General features: G+C 72.9%; 13 protein-coding genes and 1 pseudogene. 5 read left to right on the top strand and 9 right to left on the bottom strand.

The genetic code is table 11. The annotated features are described in order from the left end of the window. Positions 1-64: 64 nt before the first annotated feature. The 3 genes from pstC (at position 65) to pstB (ending at position 2,933) form a co-directional block, all read left to right on the top strand. Positions 65-1,075, top strand: a complete 1,011-nt coding sequence (gene pstC, locus ASG70_RS13835) for a phosphate ABC transporter permease subunit PstC (protein WP_056884422.1) — start codon at positions 65-67, stop codon at positions 1,073-1,075. Further along, the gene (pstA, locus tag ASG70_RS13830; protein ID WP_082590779.1) at positions 1,072-2,082 is read left to right on the top strand and encodes a phosphate ABC transporter permease PstA; all 1,011 of its coding nucleotides are present in this window, start codon (positions 1,072-1,074) and stop codon (positions 2,080-2,082) included. Before pstC ends, pstA begins: the two co-directional genes overlap by 4 nt. A 74-nt stretch (positions 2,083-2,156) precedes the next feature. Further along, positions 2,157-2,933: a phosphate ABC transporter ATP-binding protein PstB gene (pstB, locus tag ASG70_RS13825; RefSeq protein ID WP_056884421.1), complete on the top strand. Its 777-nt coding sequence runs from the start codon at positions 2,157-2,159 to the stop codon at positions 2,931-2,933. Between the two features lie 59 nt (positions 2,934-2,992). Here the strand turns inward: pstB and ASG70_RS13820 are convergent, their stop codons facing one another. The 6 genes and pseudogenes from ASG70_RS13820 to ASG70_RS13795 all read right to left on the bottom strand — a co-directional run. Further along, positions 2,993-4,087: a hypothetical protein gene (locus ASG70_RS13820; protein ID WP_056884420.1), complete on the bottom strand. Its 1,095-nt coding sequence runs from the start codon at positions 4,085-4,087 to the stop codon at positions 2,993-2,995. Between the two features lie 188 nt (positions 4,088-4,275). Next, entirely contained in the window at positions 4,276-5,268 is a 993-nt protein-coding gene (locus ASG70_RS13815; RefSeq protein ID WP_056884419.1) for an inorganic phosphate transporter, read from the bottom strand. Between the two features lie 8 nt (positions 5,269-5,276). Continuing rightward, positions 5,277-5,903 carry a DUF47 domain-containing protein gene (locus ASG70_RS13810; protein WP_056884418.1) on the bottom strand — a complete coding sequence of 209 codons (627 nt, stop codon included), beginning with the start codon at positions 5,901-5,903 and terminating at the stop codon, positions 5,277-5,279. Positions 5,904-6,002: 99 nt separating this feature from the next. Further along, positions 6,003-6,221, bottom strand: coding sequence for a hypothetical protein (locus ASG70_RS13805; protein ID WP_056884417.1), 219 nt, complete (start codon positions 6,219-6,221; stop codon positions 6,003-6,005). 529 nt (positions 6,222-6,750) lie between these two features. Beyond that, on the bottom strand, positions 6,751-7,398 hold the full coding sequence (locus ASG70_RS13800) for a hypothetical protein (protein WP_056884416.1): 648 nt from the start codon (positions 7,396-7,398) through the stop codon (positions 6,751-6,753). A 37-nt stretch (positions 7,399-7,435) separates the two neighbouring features. Further along, a pseudogene (locus tag ASG70_RS13795) lies at positions 7,436-8,077 on the bottom strand (SDR family NAD(P)-dependent oxidoreductase); the annotation flags it as partial. 426 nt (positions 8,078-8,503) lie between these two features. Between ASG70_RS13795 and ASG70_RS13790 the strand changes: the two are divergent. Next, on the top strand, positions 8,504-9,919 hold the full coding sequence (locus ASG70_RS13790) for an FAD-binding oxidoreductase (RefSeq protein ID WP_056884415.1): 1,416 nt from the start codon (positions 8,504-8,506) through the stop codon (positions 9,917-9,919). 181 nt (positions 9,920-10,100) lie between these two features. Beyond that, entirely contained in the window at positions 10,101-13,484 is a 3,384-nt protein-coding gene (locus ASG70_RS13785; RefSeq protein WP_162253918.1) for a BTAD domain-containing putative transcriptional regulator, read from the top strand. Between the two features lie 22 nt (positions 13,485-13,506). Here the strand turns inward: ASG70_RS13785 and ASG70_RS13780 are convergent, their stop codons facing one another. The 3 genes from ASG70_RS13780 to ASG70_RS13770 form a co-directional block, all read right to left on the bottom strand. Continuing rightward, complete coding sequence (locus ASG70_RS13780) at positions 13,507-14,271, bottom strand: hemerythrin domain-containing protein (RefSeq protein ID WP_082590777.1); 765 nt, start codon at positions 14,269-14,271, stop codon at positions 13,507-13,509. Positions 14,272-14,282: 11 nt separating this feature from the next. Beyond that, positions 14,283-16,574 (bottom strand): MMPL family transporter, encoded by a 2,292-nt coding sequence (locus ASG70_RS13775; protein ID WP_056884475.1) that lies wholly within the window; start codon positions 16,572-16,574, stop codon positions 14,283-14,285. A 102-nt stretch (positions 16,575-16,676) separates the two neighbouring features. Continuing rightward, positions 16,677-18,158, bottom strand: coding sequence for a glycoside hydrolase family 3 N-terminal domain-containing protein (locus ASG70_RS13770; RefSeq protein WP_056884413.1), 1,482 nt, complete (start codon positions 18,156-18,158; stop codon positions 16,677-16,679). Positions 18,159-18,189 lie beyond the last annotated feature (31 nt).

The raw sequence follows: 18,189 nt of genomic DNA, 5'->3' as shown, positions 1-18,189 counted from the left end.
GGCCCGCTGACCGGGCCCCCGGCACGCTGTTGCACTTCCCTCCCCCAACCGCGATAGGCATCACGTGTCATCAGTGACCGGCGTATCCCTGGCCGACGAGACCCCCGGACCCCACGGCAGCGCACCGCTCAGCGGCGACGGCGCCGGCACCGGCCGCCTCGGCGACCGCCTCTTCGGCGGCGCCGCCAAGGGCGCAGGCCTGCTCGTCATCGCCCTCGTCACCCTCGTGGGCGTCTTCCTGCTGTGGCAGGCCATCCCGGCCCTGGCCCGCAACGACGCCAACTTCCTCACCTCGCGCGAGTGGTCGGTCGACGGGGCGCACCCGCGTTTCGGCATCGTCGAGCTGCTCTGGACGACCGTCACGGTGAGCGCCATCGCGATGCTCATCGCCGTGCCGGTGGGTGTGGCGGTGGCCCTGTTCATCACGCAGTACGCGCCGGCCTGGCTCTCCCGCCCCGCGGCCAGCCTCATCGACCTGCTCGCCGCGGTCCCCTCGATCGTCTACGGCATCTGGGGCCTGCGGACGTTCGGGCCGGTGTTCGAGCCCGTCCAGGGGTTCCTGCAGCACACGCTCGGCTGGATCCCGCTGTTCACCGGCGCCGGCATCAGCGGCGGCAGCACGATCCTGTTCGTCGGCATCGTGCTGGCCATCATGGTGCTGCCCATCGTCACCGCCCTGTCGCGCGAGGTCTTCGCGCAGACGCCGGTGACGCACAAGGAGGGGGCGCTGGCCCTCGGCGCCACCCGCTGGGAGATGATCCGCACCGCGGTGCTGCCCTTCGGCAAGCCCGGCATCATCTCCGCCTCGATGCTCGGCCTCGGCCGGGCCCTCGGCGAGACCATCGCCGTGACGATCATCCTCTCCACGCTGCCCGACGGTGCGAAGTGGACCTGGTCGCTGCTCAACGGTGGCGAGACCTTCGCCTCGCGGATCGCCAACAACGCGGCCGAGTTCGACACGCCGCAGAAGGCGGGCGCCTTCATCGCCGCCGGGCTCGTGCTCTTCGTCCTGACCTTCGTGGTCAACGCGATCGCGCGCGTCGTGATCGAGCGCAGGAAGGCCTTCAGCGAATGACGACCTCGACCACTGCTTCGCCCGGCCCCTCGGCCGGGTCCGCCGGTGCCTCCGCGTCCGGCACCTCCAGGGCCGGCGCGACCTCCGCTGCGACGACCGGTGCGGCTGCCACGCCACCGTCCACGCGCGGTACGGCGCCCACCGAACTCGGCCACAAGGCCCGCGGGCGGGCGGTCAAGGACCAGCTCGCGCGGGTGGTGATGTGGGCGGCGTTCCTGCTCGCCCTCGTCCCGCTCGTGTGGATCCTGTGGACCGTCGGCTCCAAGGGCTACCACCTGCTCCTCGACGCGCAGTGGTGGACCAACTCCCAGCGCGGGATCACCTCCCGGCGTGAGGGCGGGGGCGCCGTCCACGCCATCCAAGGGACCCTGATCCAAGGCCTGACCACCGCGGCGATCTCCGTGCCGATCGGCATCCTGACCGCGATCTACCTCGTCGAGTACGGCCGCGGCCGGCTCGCCAAGGCCGTGTCGTTCATGGTCGACATCCTCACCGGCGTCCCGTCGATCGTCGCCGGCCTGTTCGTCTACGCGCTCTGGGTGACGACGTTCGGGCTGCAGCGCGTCGGCTTCGCGGTCTGCCTCGCCCTCGTGCTCCTCATGATCCCCGTGGTGGTGCGCTCGACCGAGGAGATGCTCAAGCTCGTGCCGAACGAGCTGCGCGAGGCCTCCTACGCCCTCGGGGTGCCGAAGTGGAAGACGATCATGAAGGTGGTGCTGCCGACCGCGTTCTCCGGCATCGTCACCGGCGTGCTGCTCGGCCTGGCTCGCGTCATGGGCGAGACCGCCCCGCTGCTGATCCTCGGGCCCTACACGAAGTCGATCGCGACGGACCTCTTCGGTGGCCTCATGCCCACGCTGCCGACGATGATCAACCAGGACCGCACCGAGGTGCTGCAGCCCGCCGTCGACCGCATGTGGGCGTCCGCGCTCACCCTCATCCTCATCGTGCTCCTGCTCAACGTCGCCGGCCGGGTCGTCGCCCGCTTCGGCTCCGTCAAGCGGTAGCGGCGCCCGCGCCGTACCGCCGCCCCCTCCCGAACCTCCCCCAGCTCCCTGCAAGCGAAGGACGAACACCCCTCATGGCCAAGCGAATCGACGTCAGCGACCTGAACGTCTACTACGGCGGGTTCAAGGCCGTCGAAGGCGTCACGATGACCGTGGAACCGCGCTCGGTGACTGCGTTCATCGGGCCGTCCGGCTGCGGCAAGTCGACGTTCCTGCGCACGCTCAACCGCATGCACGAGGTCACCCCTGGCGGTCGCGTCGAGGGCAAGGTCATGCTCGACGACCAGGACCTCTACGCCTCCAGCGTCGACCCGGTGGCGGTGCGCCGGACGGTCGGCATGGTGTTCCAGCGACCCAACCCGTTCCCGACGATGTCCATCTACGACAACGTCGCCGCCGGCCTGCGGCTCAACGGCGTCAAGGGCAGGAAGAAGCTCGACGAGGTCGTGGAGAAGTCACTCCAGGGTGCCAACCTCTGGAAGGAGGTCAAGGACCGGCTCGGCAAGCCCGGCGCCGGCCTCTCCGGTGGGCAGCAGCAGCGGCTGTGCATCGCGCGCGCCATCGCCGTCGAGCCGCAGGTGCTCCTCATGGACGAGCCCTGCTCGGCCCTCGACCCGATCTCCACGCTGGCCATCGAGGACCTGATCGGCGAGCTGAAGAGCAAGTACACGATCGTCATCGTCACGCACAACATGCAGCAGGCGGCCCGCGTCTCGGACCGGACGGCGTTCTTCAACCTCGCCGCGACCGGCAAGCCCGGCAAGCTCGTGGAGATCGACGACACCCAGCGCATCTTCAACAACCCCAGCGTGAAGGCGACCGAGGACTACATCTCCGGCCGCTTCGGCTGACCCCGGGCCCCTCCCCTCCTCTCTCCCCGACTCAGACCCCGCTTGTTGCCGGCAGCTGGTCACCAAACGGGTCTTTGGCGCCCTGGGTGACGATTCACCGGCAACAAGTGGCGTGGGATACGGGGCGCTGGCGGCAGCTCACGCCACTCCCTCAGCACGCCTTGCGCCTCGTCCCGCCAGAGGCACCGCACCCGATCGGCCCGAGCGCGATGGCTGGCCGCGCGCAGTGCAACCTCGAGACCGCCACCTCCGGCACGCAGGGCCGAGCTGCCCCACCGCGCCACGGCCAGGCCCACGGACTCCAGCTCGCGCTCGCGGTCACGCTCCCGAACCATGAGGGCCGCCGCCCGCTCGGCGTCCCACGCCTCGTCGAACTGGCCCAGGTACTTGCTGCGCCCATCGGCCTCACCCACGACGCCGAGGTCCGCCCAGAGCAGGTCGACACGTCCGACGAAGGCGCCGTCGAGCCGGTGGATGCCGACCTGGCTCAGCGGCACCGGCCACCCCAGGGCCACTGCTGTTCCCACTGAGGCCGATTCCAGCCACGACTCACGCCGTCCATCGGCCAAGGAGATTCCCAGGTCCGCGGTTCGGACCCCCGGCCACCCGCGCTGCTGCCTGCGTACCCGCTCCAGCGCCCGGACGACGGTCGCTCCGGCGCCCAGGGCCGCGTCGGCGATTGCCAGTCCGTCGCGGAGCCGGAGCGTGCGCAGACAGTCGACAACCGTCCGGTCAACCGTCGTGACCGGCACCCCCTCGACCACCGTGACGTGATCGCCCGGAAGGGCTCCGTCGAGAACACGACGCCAGTCGTCGTGCGCCGCCGTGCGCGTCGAGTCGCGGGCCGTCAGGCATACGGCACCCGTGGGACCCCACGGCCGCGGGAGCCCATGGAGGAGCGCGGCCGATGTATGGCTCACGACGGACCCTGCTACGGACAGCTGGGCGGCACGCGCGAGGGCCGTGTGCGCCTCGGTAGCCGAGAGGCGTGACCAACACGAGCGCGCGGCATACAGATGGCGGGAAAGGACTACCAGCTCACCGCGCCGGACACCACCGGCGATCGCAGTGCTGCTCAGTCCCGCGGCGTGGGCCTCGCGCGACAGGAACGGCTGCGGCAGCCTGAGCCATGCGTCGACGGGTGTGGTGCGCACCAGGTCACGGTGACGGGCATCCGGTGGCTGCGGCGGCGATGGGGCGCCAGCTGTGGACACCCGTCACCACACACGCCACCTGTGGACAGTCCACGACCCACTTGTTGCCGATGGCTCGTCACGCCGCGGCCGAATCAACCCTTCCGTGACCACCCACTGGCAACAAGCCGGGGAGGGGCGGGGCCGGGTCAGAGGAAGAGGTGGATGATCCAGAAGCTGATGGCGGCGACGATGCCGGCTCCGGGGAAGGTGAGGACCCAGGCGCCGACGATGTTGCCGGCGACACCCCAGCGGACCGCGGACAGGCGCTTCGTGGCGCCCACGCCCATGATCGCGGAGGTGATGGTGTGGGTCGTCGAGATCGGGGCGCCGAACGCGAGGCCCGCGACGTAGAGGATCGACGCTGCGGTCGTCTCGGCGGCGAAGCCCTGCGGCGGGTCGAGGTGGATGATGCGCCGGCCCAGCGTGCGCATGATCCGCCAGCCACCGGCATACGTGCCGAGGGAGATGACGATGGCGGAGATCAGCAGCACCCACCACGGGACACCAGAGCCGGAGTGGTAGCCACCCACGGTCAGTGCGAGCACGACCACACCGGCCGTCTTCGAGGCGTCCTGCAGGCCGTGGCCGAACGCCATGGCGGCCGCGGAAGCGGTCTGGGCGTAACGGAAACCACGCGACACGCGGCCCGGCTGGGCGCCGCGGAACAGCCACAGGATCGCTGTCATGACGAGGTAGCCGAGGATGACGCCGACGACCGGCGACAGCACCATCGGGATGACGACCTTCTCGAAGATCCCCTGCCACTTCACGGTCGCGCCGGCAGCGAGCGCCGCACCGCCGAGGCCGCCGATGAGGGCGTGGGACGACGACGAGGGCAGGCCGTACCACCAGGTGAGGAGGTTCCAGCCGATCGCGCCGATGAGGGCGGCGGCGCAGATGCCCAGGCCGACCGAGCCGACCGGGGCGTCGATGATGCCCTTGCCGACGGTGTCAGCGACCTTCTTGCCGAAGAACGCGCCGAACAGGTTGGCGACGGCGGCCATCGCGAGGGCGACGCGGGGGGTGAGCGCGCGCGTCGAGACCGAGGTCGCGATGGCGTTCGCCGCGTCGTGGAAACCGTTGGTGTAGTTGAAGCCCATCGCCAGGGCGATGACGATTCCGACCGGAAGCCATTCCATGGGAGGGCTCAGGACTCCTTGACCGCGATGCTCTCGACCTTGTGCGCGACAGCCTCGAAGGCGTCGGCGGCGGCCTCGAGCTCCTCGATGACCTCCTTGAGCTTCATCACGGTGATGGCGTCGGTGCCGTACTCGCCGTTGAAGAGCGCCGCGAGCAGGCCGCGGTAGATCTGGTCGGCCTGGTTCTCGAGGCGGTTGATCTCGATCCAGTACTCGGAGAGGTCCCTCATCGAGCGCAGCCGCGGCATCGCCTCGGCGGTCAGCTCGGACATCCGCGACAGCACCTCGACCTGGTCTGACACGCCGGCCGGGAGGTCACCGATGCGGTAGAGCACGATCAGGTCGACCGCCGCGTCCATGAGGTCCATGCAGTCGTCGAGCGTGGACGCCAGGCCGTGGATGTCCTCACGGTCGAACGGGGTGATGAACGAGCTGTTGACCTTGCGGATGATCTCGTGGGTCGCCTCGTCGGCGGCGTGCTCGATCTCCCGCATCCGGGTCGCCACGGCTTCACGCTCGGCGTGTGCGACACCCAGGATGGTGGTCAGCTCACGGGATCCGTCGATGAGGTACGAAGCCGACTTGGCGAACAGGTCGTAGAAGCTGTTCTCCTGGGGGGTGAGGCGAAAGCCCACGGTTCTCTCCGGTCATGCGGGGGGATGGCCGGGGACGATGCTACGGGCAACCCGGCTCGAAAGCGCAACCCGGTAGGGGTCGGATGTTCACCCGGTGTTTCAGGCGTTGAGGCGCCGGACCGACCGGTGGGGACGCTCGGTGAGGTCGCCGGCGGGCTCGCAGTGTCCGCGGTGGATGCCGAGGGCACGGTCGATCTCGTCGTCGGTGAGCGGTCGTTCGCTGGCGGAGGCGGCCACCACGAGGTCCCCGACGAGCTCGATCTCGTCCTGGAGCGCGTCGTCGGTGAGCTCTGCACCGGCGTGCGGATCGGTGGTCATGGCAAAACGCTAACGGAGGGGTGACCTGTTCGCGTCACCAGTTTGCGATGTCTTGACCAGTGGCACGCACGAACCACCCGAATGGGTCATGTGCCCACCATCAGGACTAGTCACTTTCACCTATGCCCGATGATGGGGCCATGGCGCTCGAGGTCGGTGGTGGCGCGGTGGACGGCCCTGAAGGCCCGGGGGTCGCTCCGACAGAGGTCGAGGACCGTGGGTCCTTCACCCATGGCGTATGCCGCGTGTGCGGCTGGCTGGGCCCGGGTCGCCGGGCGCGCAGCACCTCGCACCGGGACGCGGCGACCCATGCGGACAGCTGCCCGGGGGCACCGGAGGAGTGACCTCGGTGGAGGGTCGTACGCCGGGCTGGGAGCGCCTCACGGCGCGTGGCCGCTCGTAGCGGCTTCAGTTGGGACCCGGGGCTACCGCAGCCCGGCGCACACCAGACTCTAACCCCGCGGGCCCGGGGTCTGTTCCCCCGTTCGGCCCCTTGTGGACAAGAAATCCGCGGTGGTCCGAGCCGACCTCAGAGCAGCTCCCCGGCGCGCCACAACGCAGCACAGGCCTCCAGGTCACCTGCGGTCGACAGCATCGACGCGGCGCGCTCGGTCTGCCGCCCGGCGGCGTCGCGGTCCTGGGCGTCCGTCGTGTGCGCCCGGTCGGCCCGGCCGGCAGCCACGACGCGGCAGAACGCCGCTGCGCGCTGCAGGGCGACGGCCAGGTCGCCCTCGAAGACCCCGCGCAGGATCGCGTCGGTGAGCTGGCGCAGCTCTGACGGCCCCGGGGGTTCGGCCACGCCCGCCACCGCGTGGTTGACGTCCGTGAACCGCATACCGGCGGCGTAGTCGGCGGCCGCCTCCTCGGGACTGCGCTGCACCCACTCGCGCAGCGCGTAGAGGCGCCACAGCGCACCCGGGAGGCTGCGCGGTGGGCGGTCGGCCCAGAGCTCGGCCACCGTCGAGAGGCCCAGGTCGTCCACAAGGGCGACGAGGCGCGCGGTGACCTGGGGGTCGTCGGAGGCACGCCCGGTGCCCACGAGCACGGCCGCCGTCTCGTGCGCGACCTCGGTCACCTCGGCGGGGTCGGGCACGGTGCCGCCCTGCGACTCCATGGCGGCAGGGCTGAAGAACGCAGGTCGGCGCGGGCCGGGGCGGCCGCTGGGCTCGTTTCTCATCGCCTCCAGTGTCCCAGCCGGGCGTTCGGTGCGCCGGTCAGGCGATCCAGGTCGAGGTGACGCCGAGGACACCCGCGCCGTCGAGGTCCTTCAACGACATCCCGACGAACCCCGCGGCCTGGTCCGAGGTCTGCCAGCGGAACTTCGGTTCGGCCGTGGTGGCCGCCTCGACGATCACCTCCGCCGCCTGCTCCGAGGTCTGGGCGTTGTCGAACGCGCCGGCGGTGCGCCGGAGGTAGGCGCCGAGGAGCGCGGCATACGGGTCGTCGGTCGGCGCGTCTGCATCCGCGCGGTGGACGTTGCCGACGAACTCGCTTGCCACTGGACCGGGTTCGACGACGCTGACGACCACGCCGAACGTGGCCGCTACGGGGGCGAGTGACTGCATGAGTCCCTCGACGGCGAACTTCGACGCGCAGTAGGCGTCGGCGAACGGTTGCCCCACGGCACCGCCCACGCTGGTGACCGTCACGACCCGGCCGCGACCCGCCGCCCGCATTGAGGGCAGCACCAGCCGGGTGAGGCGGGCGACCCCGAGGTAGTTGACGTCGAGCTGCTCCTGGAGCTGGGCGTCGGTGAGCTGCTCGAGGGTCGCCACCGCACCACGGCCGGCGTTGTTGACCAGCACGTCGATGCGTCCGTGGTCGGCGAGGACGCCCTGCACCGCAGCCTCCGCGCTCTCGGGGTCGGTGACGTCGAGCGACCGGACGTCGACGTCGACGCCGGGCTCGCGAGGCCGCGTCGCGGAGCGCGTCCACCCGGCCCGTGTCGCGCATCGTCGCCACCACGGTCAGCCCCGCCCGGGCGAGGCCCACGGCCGCTGCGAGGCCCATCCCGCTGGACGTTCCGGTGACCAAGGCGACATCGCGGGGAGGCGTCATCCCCGGATCGTATGCCCACGGCGGGCGTCCTGCCCCGGGCCGCGGACCGGCCCGGAACCCTCCGGCGGACCGACCCGCGACCCTCTGGCGGACCGACCCGCGACCCTCCGCCCGACCCGACGGCGGACCCGCCCGAATCCCGACCCCAAGTCGGCCCCAAGTCCTGCTCAAGCGCTGCGCCGCAGGCTGCTCACACAGTCACAGCAGACCAAGGAGCACGCACCATGAGCATCACCACCACCCTCTCCGAGCAGCGCGCCGCGTCCCTGCGGGGCGCCTGTCCTGACGGGGTCCACCTGCCCGGCGACGCGGCGTACGACGCGGCCAGGTTGCCGTGGAACGTGGCGCTGGACCAGCGCCCGGCCGCCGTGGCGACACCCCGCACCGTCGCCGAGGTCCAGGAGGTCATCCGGCGCGCAGTGGCCGCCGGCCTGCGGGTCGCGCCGCAGAGCACCGGGCACAACGCCGGCCCGCTCGTCGCCCAGGGCCTCGACGACGTCGTCGTGCTGCGCACCTCGGCCATGACCGGGGTGCGCATCGACCCGCAGCGCCGGGTGGCCCGCGTCGAGGGCGGGGCCCTGTGGCTGCACGCCACCGAGTCGGCCGGCGACCACGGCCTGGCGGCCCTGCACGGCAGCTCGCCCGACGTGGGCATCGCCGGGTACTCCCTCGGCGGCGGCATCGGGTGGTACGCCCGCAAGCTCGGGCTGGCCACCAACAGCCTGCTCGCGGTCGAGCTCGTCACCGCCGACGGCGAGCACGTCCGCGCCGACGCGACGCAGAACCCCGAGCTGTTCTGGGCCCTGCGGGGTGGCGGCGGCAGCTTCGGTGTGGTCACCGCCCTCGAGTTCCGGCTCTACGACATCGCCTCGGCCTACGCGGGCATGCTCGTCTGGGACGTTGCGCAGGCCGAGCCCGCCCTGCGCCGGTGGGTCGACTGGTCGGCCGGGGCGCCGGACGAGGTCACGACGGCGTTCCGTGTCCTCAACCTCCCGCCGCTGCCGGACATCCCGGCCCCGCTGCGCGGACGCTCCGTCGTCGTCATCGACGGGGCCGTGCTCGCGGCGGACCACGAGGCGCAGGCGGTCCTGGCGGACCTGCGGTCGCTGACCCCGGAGATCGACACGTTCGGCCGGGTCCCGGCTCGCTCGCTGGTGCGCCTGCACATGGACCCGGAGGGGCCGACGCCGGCGGTCTCGGACTCGGCGATGCTTGGCAGCCTCCCCGACGCCGGGGTCGACGCGTTCCTGTCCGAGGTCGGTCCCGGCTCGAGCTCGACGCTGCTGCTGGCCGAGCTGCGGCAGCTGGGCGGTGCGGTCGGGCGGGACCATGAGGGCGGCGGTGCGCTGAAGCGCCTCGACGGTGCCTTCGTCGCCTTCGCCGCCGCCATCGCCGCGACGCCGGAGATGGCAGCGCAGGGCGAGCAGGACGCCCACCGGCTCACCAAGGCCCTGTCCCCGTGGGCGAACGGCCGCAGCTACCTCAACTTCGCGGAGAACCCGGTGGACCCGAGGTCCGGCTATGAGGAGCGGACCTGGCTGCAGCTCAAGGGCATCCGGTCCGCGGTCGACCCGCACGGCACCTTCGTCGGCAACCACCGCATCCCGCGGCTCGTGGAGAACCAGCGCGTCACCGACTGAGCCCGCACGCGCGTACGGCGCCCCGCCCCATCTGGGTGGGGCGCCGTACGAGCTGTCCGGCCGGGGCGCCGTACCAGCTGTCCGTACCTACCTGGGCCGAGGCGCCGTACGGGCCGGGACCGGTCTTGCATCCGTCGAAAGGACGAGTGGCACGGCCCTGCCCGGCCCTATCCTCGGCCGGGTGAGAGTGGGTGTCCTCGGCACTGCTGAAGCCCAGCTGGACGGCGTGCCCGTGGACCTCGGCACTCGCAAGCAGCGCGCGCTCGTCGCCGCCCTCGCGATGAACCGCGGCCGGCCTGTCTCGGTGGACGCCCTGGTCGACCTGCTCTGGCCCGTCGGCGCACCACCGGGCGTGACCGGCACGCTTCAGGCGTACGTCGCGGGGCTGCGCCGCGCCCTCGAACCCGACCGAGCCGCTCGGGCACCCTCCACCGTGCTCGTCACCGTCACGCCCGGGTACGCGCTGCGCCTGGGCGAGGACGACGTCGACGCGCACCGCTTCGACCGCGCCGTCAGCCGCGCCCACCGGCGGCTCGGCCACGCGGATCGGGTGCAGGACAGCCGCGGGCTCACCGCCTCCGAGCTGGCCGAGATCACGGCGGAGCTCGACGCGGCACTGGCGCAGTGGCGCGGTGAGCCGTACGCCGACCTCGAGGACGCACCGTCCGCGGTGGCCGAGCGGGCGCGCTTGCAGGAGCTGCGCCTCGTCGCCCTCGAGGACCGCGCCGTGGCCGCGCTCGAGCTCGGGCACCACGGCACCGTGGCTGGGGAGCTCGAGGCGCTCACCACCGCGCACCCGCTGCGCGAACGGCTCTGGGCACTGCGGGCCCTGGCCCTGACCCGCGCCGGTCGGCAGGCCGACGCCCTCGAGGCCCTGCGCCAGTTGCGGGAGGTGCTCGCGGACGAGCTCGGGCTCGAACCCAGCGCCGACCTGCGCGAGCTGCAGGGTGCCGTGCTGCGCCAGGACCCGAGCCTCGAGTGGCGGGCACCGGGCGGCGCCACGGCAGCCGCACCAGCCCCTTCTCCCCCGGCGCCTGGTCTGGCCACGGGACGGTCCTCCGCCCGGTCCTCGGTGCGGCTAGGCCAGATCGAGTCGGTCGTGCCCAGCCTGCCGCCCTGGCCGATGGTCGGGCGCGAGTCCCAGCTGGGAGCGGTCCTCGAGCAGCTGGACCAGGCCGAGACAGGGTCACCGGCCTTCGTGGCCCTCGTCGGGGAGCCGGGCATCGGCAAGAGCCGGCTCGCCGCCGAGCTGGCCACGCGCGCCGGCGAACGGGGCGCGGCGGTGCTGCTGGGACGGTGCTCGCAGGACGACGGCGCACCACCGCTGTGGCCGTGGCTGCAGGTCCTGCGCGGGCTCGGGCGCGACCTGCCAGAGCTCCCGGACGACGGCAGTGCACCGTTCGGGGTTTGGGAGCAGATCGTCGCTGACGTCGTCGAGGCCGCGCGGGGCCCCGCGGTGGTCGTGGTCCTCGACGACCTGCACTGGGCCGACGTCGCCTCGCTGCGCGTGCTGCGGCTGCTCGTGGAGAGCGCGACCGACGCGCGGCTGCTCGTCCTGTCGACCTGGCGCAACCGCCCCGAACCCACCGGTGCGCTCGCCGACGTCGCCGAGGCCCTCGCGCGGCGGCACGCGCTCCGGGTGGACCTGCACGGGCTCGCCCCCCACGAGGTGGGCCGGGTCGTCGAGGCGGTCGCCGGGTCGGAGCCCACCGCGACGCAGGCCGTGGAGCTGGCGCACCGCACCGACGGCAACCCGTTCTTCCTCGTGGAGTATGCGCGGCTGGCCCGTGACGGGGGCGGCCTCACCGTGCTCGAGGGTGAGGCGCACCCGCCCGCGGCGGTCCACGACGTGCTCGTACGGCGCCTGCAGCGCCTCCCCGAGGAGTCGCTCACGGCGCTGCGCTGGGCCGCGGTGCTCGGTCGCCAGTTCGACCTGCCGACCCTGGCCGAGGTCTCGGGGTCGCCGGAGGAGGAGCTCCTCGACCGCCTGGACCCTGCGCTGGACGCCGGCCTGCTGCGTGAGGACGGGATCGAGCTCTACCTCTTCGGGCACGCCCTGGTCCGCGACACCATCTACGGCTCCCTGTCCGCCACCCGCCGCGCGCGGGCCCACGCGCGCGTCGCCGCGGCGCTGCAGGGCAGGCCCGGGCGCGAGACCGAGCTGGCCAGGCACTGGCTCGCCGCCGGGCCCTCGTATGCCGCCCGGGGCTGGCTCGCCGCCGTGTCCGCCGCCGTGGTGGCGCGGCGCCTGCACGCGTACGACGAGGCGACGGACCTGCTCGTCTCGGCGCTCGACACCCACCCGCTCGACCCGGACGGCACCCCGCGGGAGCGCTTCGACCTGCTGTGCGACCTCGCCGACGCTCGTCGCTGGGCCGGCGACTGGGCCGGTCTGGTCGAGGCGGTCGAGGAGGCGATCGGGGTCGCCGACGAGATCGGGGACGTCGAGCTGGTCGGCCGCGCCGCCACGATGACCGCCGTGGGCGCGCTGTGGCAGTCGGGCCCGCACGGCACCGTCAACGAGGTCGTGGTCTCCGCCCTGCGTCGGGTGCTCGCCGCGCTGCCGGAGCAGGACAGCCCGTTGCGCTGTCGGGTGATGCTCAGCCTGGCCCTCGAGACCTACTACGGCTCGGGGTACGACGAGCGCACCGCCCTGGTCGAGGAGGGGCTGGCGATGGCCGACCGGGTCGGGGACCCTGCCCTGCTCCTGGACGGCTACCAGCTCGCGTTCGTGGCCCTGTGGTGCCCGCGGACCGCGCCCCAGCGGCTGCGCTACGTCAGCGAGGCCATGCTCCTGGCCCACCAGCTCGGCGACGACCGCGCCTACGTCGTGACGACGACGCTGCGGGCCGTCGTCTCGGGCGAGCTCGGGCTCCCGGCCGAGATGTGGGAGCACGCCGCGGTCGCCCGTGACGCGGCGGAGCGGCAGCGGCTCCCCTACGGGATCATCGTGCTCGACAGCCTCGAGCTGCCGTGGCTGGCCATGGCCGGGCACTTCGAGGAGTGCGAGGAGCGGCTGGCCAACATCCGGCTGCTCGACCAGCGGATGTCGTTGCACCAGACCGACGACGCGACACTCGGGGCGATGATGGCACTGCGCGTCTGGCAGGGCCGGGCCTCGGAGATGGCCGACGGGCTCATGGCGGCCGAGGCCCAGAGCCCCCTGCCTCTGGCGGCCGTCGTGGCGATGTTCCTCCTGCGCAGCGGGCGCAGGGACCTGGCCGAGGAGTACGTCGCCGGGCACCCTCTCGACCTCGGCCACGACGACTGGTTCGCGATGCTCACGTGGTGCTCGGCGGCCGAGGTCGCCCTCGGCCGCGATGACCGCGAGCTCGGGGTGCGGGCCTACGAGCTGCTCGCGCCGTACGAGGGCTTCTCGTGCTGTGCCGGGTCGGGGGTGGCCCTGGGGCCGGTGGACGCCTTCCTCGCCCTCGCCGCTGCCGCGGGCGGGGAGAAGGACGTGGCCGCTCGGCATGCCGAGCGCGCGCTGGAGCTGTGCGAGAACTGGCAGGTCCCGCTGGCGGCGCAGTGGTTGCGCGACCAGCGGGACCTGTTCGGGTTCTGAGGACGGTTCTGAGGACCGGGCCTCAGGGGCGGTCGACATAGGCGAACGCCACCCGCTCGCGCTGCTCGAAGCGGCGCCGCGTCAGCAGCCACATCAGGTGGTGAGGACGACCCGACCGCCCGAACACGGTGCGGCGCAAGGGAGCCGGCACCTGGTGCATCGCCCACGGCACGAGCGCCAGCACCTGGGCGGGGCGCAGGCCGGACCGGAAGTGCACCTCCTCCAGCTCCTGCCACTCCTCGTTGGTCATGACCTCCTGCACGATGGCGATGGCCAGCGTCTCCTCGTGCTCGAGGTGGCGGCCCAGGCTGCTCTTCGCCGCCGTGAGCCGGATGGCCAGCGCCGAACGGGCGTCGTCGTCCGCGTGCGTCGACAGCCGGGCGAAGCCTGCCGCGCACGCCTGCAGGATCGGGTCGATCTCGGCGTGCTCGGCCTCCATCGCCTCCAGGATCGCGCGGCCTTCGTCGTCGGTGCGGTCGAGGAGGAGGGGCCAGAGCCCGGCGTCCTCGCCGCTGTGGTGGTGGTGCAGCGCCGCGGCGAAGGCGTCCCAGCGTGCGGCGAGCGCCCGCCAGGTCGTCCGCGCCCCGGCTGGGGTGGCCGTCGCCGCGGCCGCGAAGGCCGTGAGGTCGCGCCGGAACGCGTGGTGCATCACGTACATCATCGTCATGTCCACCGGGCCGGGGTGGGCTGCCGCCTGTCCCGGGAAGCGCAGCTGCTCGGGCCAGGCTGGCAGGACGTCGTGGCTGCTCGTGGCGGTAGGGGTGGTCGGGTCGGTCGTCGTCGTCATGGTGGTTCCTCTCAGAAGGTGCCGACGGGCGTGCGCTCGTCGTCGTGGGTCGGGGCCGGGTTCACGGCCTTGGTGGGGGCGCCGAGCGGGGTCGGGGAGCCGTCCGCCGGCGCGGTGGGAACCGCGACGCCGTCGTCGTCCTCGACCTCGGCGCGGACGACGGGGAGCAGCCGGTCCAGCCAGCCGGGCACCCACCAGTTGCGGTCGCCGAGCAGCGACATGGTGGCCGGCACGAGGACCATGCGGATCACGGTGGCGTCGAGCAGGATCGCCGCGGCCATGCCGACCCCGAGCATCTTCACGACGGCGTCGACCTCGGTGGCGAACCCCAGGAAGACGGCCACCATGATCGCGGCTGCGCTGGAGATGACCCGGCCGGTGGAGGAGAGTCCCCGGACGACCGATCCCTTGGAGTCGCCGGTGCGGAGCCAGTCCTCCCGGACCCGCGAGAGCAGGAACACCTCGTAGTCCATCGAGAGCCCGAACAGGATCGCGAACATGAGGATCGGGACCCAGCTCGAGACGGCCACGGGGTGGTCGAGACCGAGCGCCGAGGCGCCCCAACCCCACTGGAAGACCGCCGTCAGCACGCCGTACGCGGCGCCGATGCTCAGCAGGTTCATGGCTGCCGCCTTGAGCGGGACCACGACCGACCGGAACACCATCGCGAGCAGGAGGACCGACACTGCCACCACGAACACGATGACGACCCAGAGCCTGGCCGCGAGCATGTCGGCGATGTCGGAGAAGAAGGCGGTGCCGCCGGTGAGCTCGACACCCTTCGGGAGGTCCGCGCGCAGGTCTGCCACGAGGGTGCCGGTGCGCTCGTCGGTGGGCGCCAGGCTCGGTATGGCGTCGAAGACGGCGAGGGCGCCGTCCGGCGAGACCGTGGTCGGGGTGAGTGCGCTGACGAAAGCGTGGGTCCGCACGGAGGTCCTCACCGAGGCGAGCTCGTCGTCGTCGACCACGGTGCGGTCCACGACGAACGTGAGGGGCCCGTTGGCACCGGCGCCGTACTCCGCCGCGACGAGGTCGTAGGCGCGCCGGGTGGTGAGGTCGGTCGAGGCGCTGCTCGCGTCCTGAGGCCAGGTGCGCATGTCGAGCGCGGGGACGGCGAGGGTCAGCATGAGCACGGCCGCCCCGACCGCCCACGGGAGCGGGCGGCGCCCGACGCGGGCGGCCCAGCGCGCGGTCAGCGGTGCGCGCCCCGCCGTGCCCGTTCGGCCGGCGACGGCGGGGGCGGTGGCCCCGGCGCCGCCACCGTGGGCGGTGGTGAGGGACGTGACCGCCCGACGCCTGCGGCTGGGCCGCTCGCGCCGCGGCAGCAGCCGCAGCCCGGCGAACCGCGCCAGAGCGGGCACGAGCGTCAACGACGCGGCGGCCACGGCCACGACGGCGATCGCGGTGGCGAACCCGAAGGAGCTGTAGACCGGGAGGCCGGCCAGGCGCAGCCCCATCAGCGAGACGAGCACGGTGCTGGCGGCGAAGACGACGGACCGGCCGGCCGTGGCACTCGCGCGGCCCGCGGCCTCGACCACCGGCAGCCCCTGCCGCAGGTACTCCACATGGCGGGTGACGAGCAGCAGTGCGTAGTCGATCCCCACGCCGAGGCCGACCATGGTGGCGACCATCGGTGCGGCGGTGCTCACGTCGGTGGCGGCGGCCAGCAGCGTGATGCCCGCGCTGCCGATGCCGAGCCCGACGAGCGCGGCGCCGATGGGCAGCCCGGCGCCCACCACGGACCCGAACGCGAAGACGAGGACCACCAGGGCCGCGACGATGCCGATGAGCTCGCCACGCCCCTGCATCGGGGCCACAGCGCTCTCGGGCAGCTCACCGCCGAGCTCGACCTGCAGGCCGGTCGCGCGGGTGGGTGCGACGGCTGCGTCGAGCGGCTCGAGGTGACCCATGAGGTCGGTGTCGGTGACGGGCGCGTCGTACCCGACCGTGAGCAACGACGTGTCGCCGTCGGCTGATGCCACGGCCGGTTGGACCGTGACGACGTGCGGCAGGCGCTGCAGGCGCGCGGCAAGAGCACCCATGGTCGCGGGGTCGACGTCGGCGCCGCGGCGGTCGTGCACGACGACCCGCGCCGAGGTGTTCCCGGCGCCCGGTTGGTGCGCGCGGAGCTGGTCGACGCCGACCTGGGCACGCGCACCCGGTACGTCGTAGTCGTCGTGCGGGGTGCCACCGAACGCGGCGGCGAGCCCGGCGACGGCAGCCGCCACGACGAGCCAGGCGGAGATCGTCCGCCAGGGGTGGAGTGCGGCGCCTCGGCCGAGGCGGTGGAGCAAGCGAGACATGGGTTCGTCCTTCGAGGGTGCGGTGCTGGTCGTGAACCAGCGTGCGACCGGGCACTTGCGCACCACTTGGGACGGACTTGGGGTCGGACCAGCCTCGGGACCTCAGAGCTGGGTGTTGAGGTAGGCCTGCCCGGCGTTGACCGTCCTGGCGTTCCACGTGCCGGCGCCGTCGCGGGCGATCCCGAGGTAGGACTGCAGGGCGGCCATCGAGGCCGGGCCCCAGAGGCCGTCCGCCGTCGTGCCCACGCGCGCCTGGAGGGCGCGGACGGTGGTCGATCCCAGGGTTCCGGTGACCGTCACCCGCAGCCAGCGCTGCAGGGCGGAGACGGTCAGGGGACCGAGCACGCCGTCGGTGGCCAGGCGGGGCGCGAGCAGGCCGTAGGTCGCCTTGGCGAGCAGGACGCGGTACGCCGCCGCGTCGACCTTCGCCCGGAACACCGGGTCGGTCGTGGCCCTCGCGTTCACCGCGGCGACCATGGTGGGCAGCACGGAGGCGATGACCGTCAGGACGACGTCACCGCCGGCGGCGATGAAGGCGACCGCGCGCGTGCCGGGCGACCAGGCCGCGACCTGCTTGGCGTTGCCGAGGTCGTCGCTGACCACGATGCCCTTGAAGCCGAGGTCGCCCCGGATCATCCCGGTGATGACGGTGGGCGAGAACACGGCCGGGTGGCTCGCGTCGATCCGGGAGTACACCGCCAGCGACACCATGACCACGGGCGCCCCTGCGGCGATGGCGGCGCGGAACGGGGCGATGTCGGCGGAGGTGCGCGTCGTGACCGTGTCGGTCACGCCGGCCGACGTGTCGGTGTTGGCGGTGACGTGCCCCAGACCGGGGAAGTGCTTGGCGGTCACCGCCAGCCCGGCGCTGCGCTCACCGCGGACGACGTCGCTGCCCTTGGTGGCGACCACTGTCGGGGTGTGGCCGTACTCGCGGTACCAGTAGCCGATGGGCGGGTTCCGCGTGCCCAGGGTCGCGGGGACGGTGTCCATGACCGGCGCGAGGTTGAGGTTGACGCCCGCCCGCGCCAGCTGGAGCCCCCACGAGGCCGCGGACGCGGTGAGCGTCGTATCGGCCCAGGTGCCCTGGGTCAGGGCGGTGGGAATGCGCGTGAAGCCGCTGCCCTGCAACACCTGTACGGCGCCGCCCTCCTGGTCGGTCGCGACGAGGAGAGGCACCCCGGCCGTCGCCGTGGACGTCGTGCGCCGGTCGGCGGTGGCAGCCAGGTAGCGGACCGGGGTGGTCCCGGCGTAGCTGCGCCCGGTCAGGATGAGGTTGCCCACGTGGAAGGTGGAGATGGCAGAGGCGGCGGCCGTCGACAGCCCGGTGGCCGGCGTCCCCACCATGAACAGCTGCCCGACGCGCTGCGCCTGCGTCATCCGGGCGAGGGCCGCCTGCGCGAGGCTCGCCGGGGTCGTGACGCTCGCCGTGACGCGGCCCGGTGCCGCGGCCGGTGTCGTGCCCGGTGTCGTGGCCGCGCCGGCGGGACCGGCGGGACCGGCGACGGTCGCCACGGTGGAGGCGCCCGTGATCGCCAGTGCGGCGACGAGGGAGACGACCCTGGTCGACGTCCGACGCCTCATATCTCTGTGACGAACGAACCCCGCTCGGGGT

The organism is Phycicoccus sp. Soil748 (genome assembly GCF_001428025.1).
In the GTDB taxonomy this organism is placed as follows: domain Bacteria; phylum Actinomycetota; class Actinomycetes; order Actinomycetales; family Dermatophilaceae; genus Pedococcus.
Note: the sequence above shows the minus strand (reverse complement) of the source record. Positions and strands in the feature narration are given on the sequence as shown.